Below are 11,982 nucleotides of genomic sequence, written 5' to 3' on the forward strand. Positions count from 1 at the left end.
TCCAGCACACCATGTCGACACTTGCCATGCCTCTCCCCGTCCTTCGACTGCAGCGCCCCGCGGTGCCGCGCGCGTCGGCAGTTGCCGATGACGCAGCGGCGGCGCAGGCGCCGGTCACGGAGTCGCCTGCCGCAGGTTTTCTGCGCAGCATCAACAGCGCCACCATGCTGGGCACGGCCAAGGTCGTGAACATCCTGCACAACGGTTCGGTCTACCAGCTCAAGACCACCAAGCTCGGAAAGCTGATTCTGACGAAATAGGTTTCATCGTGGGGAGACTCCCGGGACCTCGGTCTCGAAGGGTCTTTTTTTGCTAGCCACCCGTAACCCGGCAGCCATGCTTTTTTTCCCCGCGAACAGCCCCCACCGCACCCGCCGCAGGGCTTGAAAAGGGCGTAACCTCCATGGACGATCTCGCTGACCTGAAGCATTCCGGCCTCAAGGCCACCCTGCCTCGCATCCGGATCCTGCGCCTGTTCCGCGAGAGCGCCCAGCGCCACCTCTCGGCGGAAGACGTCTACAAGATGCTGCTGCTGGACGACGCAGACCTGGGCATGGCCACTGTCTACCGCGTACTCGCCCAGTTCGAACAGACCGGCCTGCTGCGCCGCAACCAGTTGGGCAGCAATCGCGCCGTCTACGAACTCACCGAGAACCGCGACCGCCACGGGCACCTGGTATGCAACCGCACCCAGGCGGTGCACGAGTTCTTCGACCAGGAGATCGACGAGCGCCTGAAGTCGATTGCCGCGGGCATGGGCTTCGACATGACGGACTATGTGATCACGGTATTTGGATCGGGTACGCAGGCGCCGCTGCAGCACCCGCAGAACACCCGTCAGGCAGCTGACGGTCGCTCTGCTTACAAGGCGGCCACCAAAGGCTACCGTATGGCCTGAAAGTTGCGGACAAGTTTATTGCTCACATAGACATATTGGCCTGTTCCGTACACGTATTGCTTACCGCCGCGACCATAGTCGTTGATCTTGTCGGGGTAGCCCCAGGACCAGAAAAGACCTGCCTCGGACATGCCCGTGAAAATGGTCTTGTCGCGGATGGCCTTCATCTCCTGGGCAGAAAATCGCTTGGGAATGGAGGTATGCACATGCAGGCCCATGCGCTCAAGCGGCGTGAATTCCGGACCTTTCCTGAGTTCGTAGTAAGTCAGATCACCGAAGACCACCCGCTCCTGGCCGTCTGCCATGCGGACCTTGAGAATGACCGCGTTCTGGGCGTCAAGAATCCTGGACTCCAGCACCTGCAGCGGCATGAGGTTCGGGCTGGACCGGTCGCGCGCGCCATCACGCCGGCCCGGCTGCTCCAGATCGGCCAGGCTGATCGTCACATCCAGCAAAACGGTGTTGCCGTTGTTGTAGATCGTCTTGCCCTGCAAGGCCTCCAGCACTTTTTCCATGGCAGCACGCGTGCTGGCGAAATCTTCCGCAGGGAAGAACCGTGAAGGCGCCATGGCGGTGATGACGCCTCGGGTGCCTATATGGTCTTCCCGGCCGGCCAGCTTGACCACCACCAGCACTTCGGGATTGACGAGCCTGGAGTAGTCGATGGGCCTGCCAAAGGCGTCGACCTGTCCCCCACCGACGTTCACACTCTCCTTGGTCGGCTCGATCGCAACGATTTTTCCGCGTGCCCCCCGGAAGCTGTTGGGAACGTTGAGATTCAAATTGCTCTGCCGCTTGAAACCACCGGCGCTGTCGGGTTCCATCCATATCCAATCGGCCAGCAGATTGGCCAGCGAACCAGAGTCGGCAAAGGAAGGTCCCGACACCACGATGTCGGTGTCCAGAAACTTTTCCCGGATCTGGCCCAGGTTCAGGTCTCTGGCCAGCGACGGCACACAGGCGCATAGAAAAACAAGCACGCACAAGAAACGGTTCATGGATTTGGCAGGAATGGCAGCCCGATGGCGGGCGCAGAATTGTGCCCCAGCCCTCGCATTGCACTTGCGCGCCCTCCCACGGTGCAACCGCTTGAGCGACTCGACACATCTCGTTACAAGGCGCGCCTGCCCCCCGTTTTTCCCGGTCCATTTGCGCGCTCGCGCAAGGCATTGCGTGCCATGTTGCAAGCGCATGCAACAGCCATTTCTCGCTGCCTCCAAGGTTTCCAAGAGACACGGCATGTCTCCGAGGCGGGACCGCCAGGCCGGGCGCGCAACCACCCGTAAAAGCAGTCACAGAGGTCATGAATCGCTGTTGTCTTACACGCGGAACTGAGACACTTTGCTGAAATCTACCCACTGGCCATTGAGGCTGGTCCGGGGGTCATTGAGGCCCCACCCCATTCGCCAAATTCCAACTGTTGATCGTTGTCGCAATCCACCTGTCCACCCACCACCAAGGAGCAGCACCATGAAGTACCATCCGCTTCCCCGCCGCAAGCACCCCCTGGCTGCCTTCGTGGTGACTGTCGTGCTGGCTGTCCTGGCGGCCGCAGCCCTGCTCATGCCTGACATCATGGTGCAGTCGGTGGACTCCATGGTCCGACTGCCTGGTGGCGTGGAGCAGATCCTCACGCAAGGATTCCCCGAGTAAGGATGCCGCACCACGGCAGCATGCAGGCGCGCCCGCAAGCGCCCTGCGCGCCGGGCGTTCGCCCCTCTCCCTTCCCATCCCCCTCCTTTTCCGGCCTGTCCTGCGCATTCGCTGCAGGTCCGTTTCCCTCTTTGCTGTCCCGCAGGCCGCCCTGGCTGGCCAGCTTGCATGCCCACACCCCGCCAACAGAACGCAAACGCAACGCTGGCGCGGCAGGCACTGGCAAAAAGAGGAGCACCGGAGTACCATTTGGCCTTGCGTGCCGTGCAAACGGTGCGCATAACCGTAGGAGGAATACCGTGAACCCACGTTTCCTGAACCCTGATCGCAAGGGCCCGGCTGCTGTTGCAGCCATGGCGGTGTCCCTGGCCGCACTGGCCGTGGCTTGCTCCAGCCCCCGCGAAAGCTCGCTCGACGAATTCACCCGTTGGCACGACAGCGCCAAGGCCAAGGCCCAGGCCGGCGCGCTGATGTGGAGCGAGTTCTACAAGCAGAGCTTCGACCGCCTCACCGCCCTGCCCCCCTCCATCCAACAAGACACGCGGCTGGAAAACACGGTGCTGCTGCTGTCCACCGCGCGCAAGTACGAGGCCAGCGAGATCACCGCGCTGCAGTTCAACACTGAACGTGAGCACATCGAAACCCAGCTCGAAGCGCGACTGCGCTGATCAAGGCGGCTCACCCAGGCCCCGCGAAGATGAAGCGCGGCGGTCCATGGCATGCGACGGCGATGCCAGCCTGATCCCTGGCCTCCCTCCATGCACACACATCTTCGAATAGCACGCCCCGTCAGCGATCTGGCGCGCTCGGTGGCCCAGTACACGCAAGGCCTGGGCATTGTGCAACTGGGCAGTTTCAAGGACCATGCAGGCTTTGATGGCGCCATGCTGGGCTCACCCGGTGCCGGCTTCCATTGGGAGTTCACCCACTGCACCAGCCATCCCGTGGCGCCGGCACCCACGCCAAAGGATCTGCTGGTCTTCTATGTGCCGGAACAAGAGGCTTGGCAGGCACGCTGCGATGCCATGCTCACCGCCGGGTTCGCCGAGGTCCAATCGTTGAACCCCTACTGGGCGCAATCAGGCCGCAGCTTCGAAGACCCCGATGGTTACCGCGTGGTCATCCAGTGCGCTGCATGGGACGGCGGCAGCGCGACTCAGCGCGTTCCGCCATTGGCCGGCGCAGCCACCACCAGCAGTGCGAGGAAGGCCGCCAGTCCCAACCCCGCCGACACCCACAGCGCCCCCACCCCCAGCCGGTCCAGGCACAGGCCGAACAGCCATGGGGACGCAGCTTGAGCGATGCGCGCCGGCACCATCAGCAGCCCCTGCCGGTGCCCATAGCCCGCCGGGCCGAACAGCACCAGCGGCAGCGTGCCCTTGGCAATCGTCAGGATGCCGTTGCCCGCGCCATGGAACAGCGCGAACACCGCTGCCATCGGTGCGCCGGCCACGGCCAGCAACCCGGCGCCCAGCGGGTGCATCAGCGCCGCCAGGCGCGCGGACAGCAGCGGGTGCACATGGCGCAGCAAGCCAAACTCCAGCAGGCGACCCGCCACCTGCGCCGGCCCCACCAGCGCGCCCACGGCCACGGCGGTGGCCAGCGTGGCGCCGCCCTCCTGCAGCAGGCGCGGCAGGTGCGCCGCCATGGCGGTGCTGGTGAACCAGGTGGCGGCAAAGACAAAGGCCAGCAGCACCGTGGCGCGCCGGGCATGGGCAGGCGCCACATCGGCCACAGGCGCTGCCGTGCCCATGGTGGCTGCCTCGGCCTCCGCCATGCGCGGCGTCCACGCATTGAGCGGCAGCCCCACCACCAGATGCAGCGCAGCCCAGGCCCAGCAGGCGCCACGCCAGCCCCACTGCGACTCCATCCACATCGACAGCGGCCAGCCCACCGTGCTGGCGAAGCCGGCGATCAAGGTGATGCCGGTGATCGAGTTGCGCGCGTTCTTGCCGTGCAGGTGCACCAGTGCGGCAAACGCGGCCTCGTACAGCCCGCTGCCCATGCCGATGCCGAGCAGCACCCAGGCGGCAAACAGGCTCCACGGGCCCTGGGCCATGGCCAGAGCGGCCAGCCCGAACGCAAACACGCCACTCGTGGCCATCAGCACCGGCCGGCCACCCCAGCGGTCGATGCTGCGGCCCGCATACGGCCCCAGGAGCGCCGAGACAACGAGTGCGCAGGAGAAGGCCGCGAACACCATGGCCACCGAAATCCCCATGTCCCGTGCCATGGGCACGGCCAGGATGGCCGGCAGGTAGTAGGTCGAGGCCCAGGCCAGCGTCTGGGCCGTGCCCAGGCGGGCGACGGTGGTTGCGGGGTGGTGGCTTTTCAACGCAGCGCCCTCCGCGACGCGGCCCTCATCGGGCGCAGCATACGGGTGCGGTGGCCGCATCCCTGGCATCGCCCACGGGGGGCGTGCAGCCGCCGCCCTGTGCTGTCGGCACTGCTTGCGGCAATAGGGCCCGGCGCTCCAGCGCGCCTGCAGACTCCTTGCGCTCGCTGTAGCGGTCCACCAGGTACGGCGACACGTCGCGCGTGAGCAGGGTGAACTTCATGAGTTCTTCCATCACGTCCACGATGCGGTCGTAGTAGGCCGAGGGCTTCATGCGGTTGTCGTCGCCGAACTCCTGGAAGGCCTTGGCCACCGAGGACTGGTTGGGGATGGTGAGCATGCGCATCCAGCGGCCGAGCACGCGCATCTGGTTCACGGCGTTGAACGACTGCGAGCCGCCGCAGACCTGCATCAGCGCCAGCGTCTTGCCCTGCGTGGGGCGTACCGCGCCCTGGGCCAGCGGTATCCAGTCGATCTGGGTTTTCAGGATCCCGGTCATGGCGCCATGGCGTTCGGGCGAGCACCAGACCATGCCCTCGGACCAGGCGGCCAGCGCGCGCAGCTCCACCACCTTGGGATGGGTATCCGGCGCACCATCGGCCAGCGGCAGGCCGGTGGGGTCGAAGATTTTCACCTCGGCGCCCAGCGCTTGCAGGATGCGCGCCGCCTCTTCGGTGGCCAGGCGGCTGAACGAGCGCTCGCGCAGCGAGCCGTAGAGCATGAGGATGCGTGCCGGGTGGGTCGAGACCAACGGGGCCGACAGGCGGGCGATGTCGGGCCGCTGCAGCAAGGGGACGTCGATGTGTGGCAGGTCGGTCACGGAAGAACTCCTGGGTGGTGGATGCCAATCGGGCAGGTAGAAATTCAATATTTCAACGATTATTGAATCGATGAGCAGGCTGTGGCTTCATGGGATGCGGCCCTTCAGGCCGCCGTGGCAGTCTTGCGGCGCTTGCCGGTGCCTGCGGAAGTTGCTGGGGCCGCAGGCGCACAGCCCGCGTTGCCGGGAAGTTCGGCGCACAGGCCCGGGTTGCCCGCGCAGCACTCTTCGGTCAGGTAGCCGATCAGCTCGGCCATCAGCGCCAGGTTGGCCCGGTAGCGCTGGTAGCGGCCCTCCTGCTCGACGGTGAGCAGGCTGGCGTGTGTCATGCCCTTGAGGTGGAAAGACAGATTGGTGGGCGGCACGTCCAGCGCGGCAGCAATCTCGCCTGCCACCAGCCCACCCGGCCCCTGCCGCACGAGCAGGCGGAACACATCGAGCCGCACGGGCGAGGACAGCGATTCGAAGACGGTAGTGGCAGCGGCTTTTTGCACGGACTGACTATACAAGACGGGTTGAAACGGGCTCCCGCCAAGCGGGTTCAGACGACCCGCCTGCCCTGCGCATCGATGACCAGTTCTCCGTCTTCCTTGGCAAACGGACCCGCCAGCGCAGGCAGGAGGTCGAGCACCGCCTCGGAGGGCCGGCACAGCCGCGTGCCCAGCGGGGTCACCACGATGGGCCGGTTGATGAGAATGGGGTGGGCCAGCATGGCATCGAGCAGGTACTCGTCCGACAGCGCAGGATCCTGAAGGCCCAGCTCGTCATAGGGGGTGCCTTTCTGCCGCAGCAGAGCCCGCACAGGGATGCCCATTGCGGCGATCAGCTCCGTCAACACCTCACGGCCCGGCGGGGTCTGCAGGTACTCGATGACGGTGGGCTCGATGCCCGCATGGCGGATCATGGCCAGCACATTGCGCGAGGTTCCGCAGGCCGGGTTGTGAAAGATGGTGGTGTCGGTGGAGGCTTGCATGGCACAATAATACAACTATTGTTGAAATATTCAATCAACAGATTCGACACCCATCCCTCAGAAAGAAAACCGATGCTCCTGGCTCTGTCGATATTCGTCGCCACCATTGCGCTGGTCATCTGGCAACCGCGCGGATTGGGCATCGGCTGGAGTGCCAGCGCGGGCGCCGCCGTGGCCCTTGCCACCGGGGTCGTGCACTGGTCAGACATTGCGGTGGTCTGGCAGATCGTATGGAACGCCACCGCCGCCTTCATCGCCATCATCATCGTCAGCCTGCTGCTCGACGAGGCGGGCTTCTTCGAGTGGGCGGCCCTGCACGTGGCGCGCTGGGGGCGCGGCAGCGGGCGCATGCTGTTCGCCCTCATCGTGCTGCTGGGCGCGGCCGTGGCGGCGGTGTTTGCCAACGATGGTGCGGCGCTGATCCTCACCCCCATCGTGGTCGCCATGCTCGCGGCCCTGGGCTTTGGCCCGGGCGCCACATTGGCCTTTGTGATGGCGGCGGGCTTCATCGCCGACGCGGCCAGTCTGCCGCTGGTGGTGTCCAACCTGGTGAACATCGTGTCGGCCGACTTTTTTCGCATCGGCTTCAACGACTATGCGGCCGTCATGGTGCCGGTGAACATCGCCTCGGTCACCGCTTCGCTGGTGGTGTTGCTGCTGTTCTTTCGCAAGGAGATCCCCGCAGCCTACGACCCGGCCCAGCTCAAGCTGCCGGCCGCAGCCATCCGTGATGCGGCCACCTTCAAGGCGGGGTGGGCAGTGCTGGTACTGCTGCTGGTGGGATTTTTCGGGCTGGAGCCGCTAGGCGTGCCCGTCAGCGCCACGGCAGCAGCAGGCGCCGCGCTGCTGCTGGCCGTAGCCGGCAGGGGCCCCGTGATAAGCACGAAGAAGGTGCTGCGCGGGGCGCCGTGGCAGATCGTGGTGTTCTCGCTGGGCATGTACCTGGTGGTCTACGGGCTGCGCAACCAGGGACTCACCGCGTACATCAGCCAGTGGCTCGACACCTTCGCTGGCTACGGCATCTGGGGTGCCGCCATCGGCACCGGCATGCTGACTGCCGTGCTGTCTTCCCTCATGAACAACATGCCCACGGTGCTGGTGGGCGCGCTGTCCATCGATGCCTCCAGCGCCAGCGGCGTGGTGAAGGAGGCGATGATTTATGCCAATGTCATCGGCAGTGACCTGGGCCCCAAGATCACACCCATCGGCTCGCTCGCCACGCTGCTGTGGCTGCATGTGCTGGAGCGCAAGGGCATCCGCATCGGCTGGGGCACCTACTTCCGGGTCGGGGTGGTGTTCACCGTGCCCGTATTGCTGGTCACGCTGGCGGCACTGGCGCTGCGGCTATCGGTTCGGTGAGGCCCCGCCGCCCTGCTCCACCACGGCCACGCGCCGGCGCAGCCGGTCGGCCGCATCCTTGTCGCCGGCGCCGTCGGCGCGCTGCACCTGCAGCAGCAGCCAGGCCATGAGCGGGCGGCGCCAGCCCTGGGCGGATGCGGTCTCGGTGGCCGTGGCAATTGACACGGGGTCGGCCCGGCCGGACTGCAACAGCACGCCGGCCGCCACCAGGCGCGAGAGCGGGTCCTCAATGCCGGCCAGTGCAGCGCTGCCCGCCCCGGCCGTGGCCACGGCGCGCTGCGCGGGCGGCAGCAGGGCCACGTCGGGGGCGGCCAGCGGCTTGCCGGCCAGGTAGTCGGCATAGGCGCGCTCGGGCGCGGCGGCATCCTGGCGCAGGGCCTCGAAGGCGGTGCACGGCTCCACCACCAGGCTGGCCACCTGGGCGGCGCAGCGCAACAGCTCCACCCGGGCCAGCAGGTCCGGGCGGCCGGTGCGGGCCACCTCGGCGCGGGCGCGCTCCCATTCGAGCTTTTCCACGCGGGCGTTGCCCGACAGGTAGGCGTCGAGCGCCTTCTGGGAGGAGCCCTGGGCATTCATCTCCCACTCGGGCTCGGGCGGCTTGCTGGCGCAGCCGGCCAGCAGCAGGCCCAGAGTGATCACGGCCCATGCCGTCTTCGACTTATGCTTCATGGCAACTTGATCTCCCGGTCGCGTGCAAACGGCCATTTGCGGTTGATCTCGGTCACCAGGCTGTCGATCTTGCGCAGGTTGCTCTCCACCTCGGCGCGCAGGGCGCCGAGGTCGTTCGTGGCCTCGCGCGCATTGGCGCCCACGGCCTGGGCCTCGACCAGCACGGCGTCCACCTTCTTCAGGCTGGTGCGCGTGTCGGCCAGCAGGTCGTTGACCTGGCCGACGGCAGCGCGCAGTTCGGGCACCAGGGCGTCCTTGCTGTTGCCATCGGCGCCAAAGACCTGGCGGTCGGCGCGCGCGGCCAGGGTGTCCAGGCGCGCCAGCAGGGTGTTGGTGCGGTCCAGCGTGGTGGCAATCTTCTTGGCATCGTCCGCGTTGCCCGTGAGCGCGCCCAGCACGCCACCCGGGCCGTTCAGGCGCTCGGTCAGCTCGCGCACGTTGGACAGGGTGCCGCCCAGCGCCGCGTCCTGCGCGGTAAGGGCGTTCAGGTTGCCCAGCAGTTCGCGCGCCGAGGCCATGAGCTGCGGGATCTCGGCCGTGGCATCGCCGCGCAGCACCGGGCGCACGGCACCGTCTTCGAGCGGCGGGTCGGTCAGGATGCCGCTGTAGGCGCGGATGTTGGTGCCGCCCACGATGCCGCGCACCAGGGTGAACACGCTGGTGGAGCGCAGCCAGTGCGCGTCCTTGCTCGGCACCTCGACGGTGATGCGGGCATTGCCCTCGTTGGCCAGCTCGATGCGCCGCACGCGCCCGATGGGAAAGCCCGAGAAGGTCATGTCCATGCCCACCACCACGCCCTCGGAATCGTCGGCCGTGAGCACCAGGGTCTGCGTTGGCTCGAACACGCCGCGCGCATACATCAGGAACAGGCCCGAGCCGATGATCAGCGACAGCGTGAACATCAGCAGCGCCGCGGCCTTGATCTCCAGGTAGGCCACGGGGCGCAGCGTCTCCGGTGTGGAGCCTTCGGTAGTCGGCGGCGGCGGTGCGGGCGGTGGTTTGCGATCGGTCATGGTGGGTGTTGTTCTTGTCGGGGGTCAGTAGTAGTTGCCCATCAGCGAGGCCACCTCGATCAGCAGCAGCACGGCGAACATGCGCGCCAGGCCACCGAGCTCCGAATCGGGCTGGCCCCGGACCTCGGCGTCGTACAGGCCCGCGGCCATGGGGATCAGCGCCACGGTGAGGCTGAAGAACAACGTCTTGAGCGCGAACAAGGTGGTCACGCTGGGCGTGAACACGCGGCCGAACATGCGGGTGTAGCCCTCGGCCTCGGCCAGGTTGAAGCCGTAGACACCCAGGTAGCCCATGACCAAGGCCACCACGCAGCTGAGAGCGGCCAGCGTGATGCTGGCGAACACGCCAGCCACCACGCGCGGCAGCAGCTCCACGCGCACCGGGTCCGAGCCCTGGCGGCGCAGCTCGTCGAAGCGGCCCGACTGGCGCAGCAGGGCCAGCTGCGTGCCGTTGGGGATGGTGGCGCGCATCGCCACGAACAGCGCCGCCGTGAGCGGGATCAGCTCCAGCACCAGCACGCGGATCACCATCTCCATGGCGTAGCGCGACAGGCCGTAACTCAGCGCCGTGACCACCACGATGCGCGTGAGCACCAGGCTGATGAGGGCCGCCAGCACCGTGAAGCCCAGCAGCACGGGCGCCGTGTCCAAGTACAGGTGGCGCGCCAGCGAGCGGCGCGTGGCACGCCCGTAGCTCGACGGCGACAGCACCAGCACCAGCACCACCGCCCCCAGGTAAAGGATGCGCCACCACGCCACAGCCCAGCGGCGCACCGTGCTCCAGGCACGATCGGGCAGGGACAGGCCGGGCAGGCGGTTGATCATGGCGGACATGATAGCGGCGGGGGTACCACTTCCCAAGAAGATGGCCCGCGCCAGCCATCGGGCATTTACGCCGCGTACCGCTTATGTGGCATGAATTGGCAGCTACACATTGCATAGCAGACGATACATGCGCTCACACCCTGCCTATTTACAGGCGATCCAGGGCATGCAACGGCCTGAGCCTGCTGTTCAGGGCACTAGCCCTGCGCACGCACAATCTCTTCCTCCACCTCGCGCAGCCGATCCTTGCCGAAGAACATCTCGTCCCCGACGAAGAAGACAGGCGAACCAAAGGCACCGCGGGCAAAGGCGTCCCGGGTGCTCAGCAACAGGGCGTTCTTCACCTCGGGCTCCTGGCTGGCGGCCAGCAGCGCTGCAGCGTCGAGCCCGGCCGCGTGCAGCTCGGCAGCGATCACCTGCGGGTCGTCCATCTTCTGGCCGCGCTCCCACATGCTGGCGTAGGCGGCATCGACATACGGCTCGAAGCAGCCCAGCCTGCGCGCGGCGACTGCGCCGCGCATCAGCGCCAGGGTGTTTACCGGAAAGTGCGGGTTGTGCGTGAACTTCGAGAGGCCATGCCGCTGCACGAAGCGGTCCATCTCGCGTTGCTCATACGCCCGCTTGGTCGGGATGCTGGCGTTGCTCTCGGCCGGCGAGCGGTTGTTCGCCAGCTTGAACAGGCCGCCCAGCAGCACGGGGACATACTCGAATGCCACGCCCGTACGGGCCTCGATCCCGGGCAGCACCTTGTGGCTGAGGTAGGCGTTCGGGCTGCCGAAGTCGAACATGAATTGCACGGTCACTTCGCTCATGGGTTCTTGTCTCCTTGGTGGTGGTTGTGATCGGTAACGTTCAGGCCGCGCTCACCAGGTCTCCATCCATGGGCGAATCTCCGTCTCGTGGGTCCAGGCGTCGCGGGGTTGGTTGTGCAGTTGCCAGTACACCTCGGCAATGCTCTCGGGGCTGACGATGCCGCCCTGCTCCTTGGTGGCGTAGCGCTCGGGGAAGTTGCTGCGGATGAACTCGGTATTGATCGCCCCGTCGATCACGGGGTGGGCCACGTGGATGCCCTGGGGCCACAGCTCCCGCGCCATGCTCTGGGCCAGCGCACGCAGCGCGTGCTTTGCGCCAGCAAAGGCAGCGAAGCCCTCGCGGCCGCGCAGGCTGGCCGTTGCACCCGTGAAGAGAATGGTGCCCCGGCCACGCGGCAGCATCACCTTGGCCGCCTCGCGCCCCATGAGGAAGCCGGCGAAGCAGGCCATCTCCCACACCTTGAAGTACACCCGCGAGGTCGTCTCGGTGATGCCGAAGCGCACATTGGCCCCGATGTTGAACACCGCGACTTCGATCGGGGCGATCTCCGCCTCGATCCTGGCGATGAGCGCCACCATCTCCTCCTCCTTGCGCGCATCCGAGCCGAAGCCATGCGCCTCGCCC

The 11,982-nt window shown here is 66.5% G+C and carries 15 protein-coding genes and 1 pseudogene; 6 read left to right on the plus strand and 10 right to left on the minus strand.

Annotated features, from left to right (window positions below; genetic code table 11):
* The first annotated feature begins 11 nt into the window (after positions 1-11).
* Both hemP and ACK59X_RS33170 read left to right on the plus strand, forming a co-directional pair.
* A complete protein-coding gene (gene hemP, locus ACK59X_RS33165; protein WP_409963512.1) occupies positions 12-260 on the plus strand; it encodes a hemin uptake protein HemP in 249 nt (82 codons plus the stop codon).
* Positions 261-403: 143 nt separating this feature from the next.
* A complete protein-coding gene (locus ACK59X_RS33170; protein WP_409963514.1) occupies positions 404-898 on the plus strand; it encodes a Fur family transcriptional regulator in 495 nt (164 codons plus the stop codon).
* On the opposite strand, the gene ACK59X_RS33175 is transcribed toward ACK59X_RS33170, so the two are convergent.
* Complete coding sequence (locus ACK59X_RS33175; protein ID WP_409963516.1) at positions 883-1,896, minus strand: hypothetical protein; 1,014 nt, start codon at positions 1,894-1,896, stop codon at positions 883-885. The two genes, ACK59X_RS33170 and ACK59X_RS33175, sit on opposite strands and share 16 nt — an antisense overlap.
* 472 nt (positions 1,897-2,368) lie before the next feature.
* Here ACK59X_RS33175 and ACK59X_RS33180 point away from each other — a divergent pair, with 472 nt between their 5' ends.
* From ACK59X_RS33180 to ACK59X_RS33190, 3 genes and pseudogenes are all read left to right on the plus strand, one after another.
* Positions 2,369-2,551 (plus strand): hypothetical protein, encoded by a 183-nt coding sequence (locus ACK59X_RS33180; protein WP_409963518.1) that lies wholly within the window; start codon positions 2,369-2,371, stop codon positions 2,549-2,551.
* A 299-nt stretch (positions 2,552-2,850) separates the two neighbouring features.
* Entirely contained in the window at positions 2,851-3,219 is a 369-nt protein-coding gene (locus ACK59X_RS33185; protein ID WP_409963520.1) for a hypothetical protein, read from the plus strand.
* Between the two features lie 90 nt (positions 3,220-3,309).
* A pseudogene (locus ACK59X_RS33190) lies at positions 3,310-3,666 on the plus strand (VOC family protein); the annotation flags it as partial.
* A gap of 41 nt (positions 3,667-3,707) precedes the next feature.
* Here ACK59X_RS33190 and ACK59X_RS33195 read toward each other — a convergent pair.
* From ACK59X_RS33195 to arsC, 4 genes are all read right to left on the minus strand, one after another.
* Entirely contained in the window at positions 3,708-4,886 is a 1,179-nt protein-coding gene (locus ACK59X_RS33195) for an MFS transporter (protein WP_409963522.1), read from the minus strand.
* A gap of 25 nt (positions 4,887-4,911) precedes the next feature.
* Complete coding sequence (gene arsH / locus ACK59X_RS33200; protein ID WP_409963524.1) at positions 4,912-5,706, minus strand: arsenical resistance protein ArsH; 795 nt, start codon at positions 5,704-5,706, stop codon at positions 4,912-4,914.
* Between the two features lie 104 nt (positions 5,707-5,810).
* Complete coding sequence (locus ACK59X_RS33205) at positions 5,811-6,200, minus strand: ArsR/SmtB family transcription factor (protein WP_409963526.1); 390 nt, start codon at positions 6,198-6,200, stop codon at positions 5,811-5,813.
* Between the two features lie 47 nt (positions 6,201-6,247).
* Positions 6,248-6,679 carry an arsenate reductase (glutaredoxin) gene (gene arsC / locus ACK59X_RS33210; protein ID WP_409963528.1) on the minus strand — a complete coding sequence of 144 codons (432 nt, stop codon included), beginning with the start codon at positions 6,677-6,679 and terminating at the stop codon, positions 6,248-6,250.
* Between the two features lie 72 nt (positions 6,680-6,751).
* Here arsC and ACK59X_RS33215 point away from each other — a divergent pair, with 72 nt between their 5' ends.
* Complete coding sequence (locus ACK59X_RS33215; RefSeq protein WP_409963530.1) at positions 6,752-8,038, plus strand: arsenic transporter; 1,287 nt, start codon at positions 6,752-6,754, stop codon at positions 8,036-8,038.
* Here ACK59X_RS33215 and ACK59X_RS33220 read toward each other — a convergent pair.
* The 5 genes from ACK59X_RS33220 to ACK59X_RS33240 all read right to left on the minus strand — a co-directional run.
* Entirely contained in the window at positions 8,024-8,707 is a 684-nt protein-coding gene (locus tag ACK59X_RS33220; RefSeq protein ID WP_409963532.1) for a hypothetical protein, read from the minus strand. The genes ACK59X_RS33215 and ACK59X_RS33220 overlap by 15 nt on opposite strands.
* On the minus strand, positions 8,704-9,720 hold the full coding sequence (locus tag ACK59X_RS33225) for an MlaD family protein (RefSeq protein ID WP_409963534.1): 1,017 nt from the start codon (positions 9,718-9,720) through the stop codon (positions 8,704-8,706). Before ACK59X_RS33225 ends, ACK59X_RS33220 begins: the two co-directional genes overlap by 4 nt.
* A 24-nt stretch (positions 9,721-9,744) precedes the next feature.
* Positions 9,745-10,545 (minus strand): MlaE family ABC transporter permease, encoded by an 801-nt coding sequence (locus tag ACK59X_RS33230; protein ID WP_409963540.1) that lies wholly within the window; start codon positions 10,543-10,545, stop codon positions 9,745-9,747.
* A 197-nt stretch (positions 10,546-10,742) separates the two neighbouring features.
* Entirely contained in the window at positions 10,743-11,357 is a 615-nt protein-coding gene (locus ACK59X_RS33235; RefSeq protein ID WP_409963536.1) for a 2-hydroxychromene-2-carboxylate isomerase, read from the minus strand.
* A gap of 51 nt (positions 11,358-11,408) precedes the next feature.
* Positions 11,409-11,982, minus strand: a 574-nt coding sequence (locus ACK59X_RS33240) for an SDR family NAD(P)-dependent oxidoreductase (protein WP_409963538.1), incomplete at its 5' end; no start/stop codon positions are given.

It is taken from the genome of Acidovorax sp. (assembly GCF_046339755.1).
Taxonomy (GTDB): domain Bacteria; phylum Pseudomonadota; class Gammaproteobacteria; order Burkholderiales; family Burkholderiaceae_C; genus Acidovorax.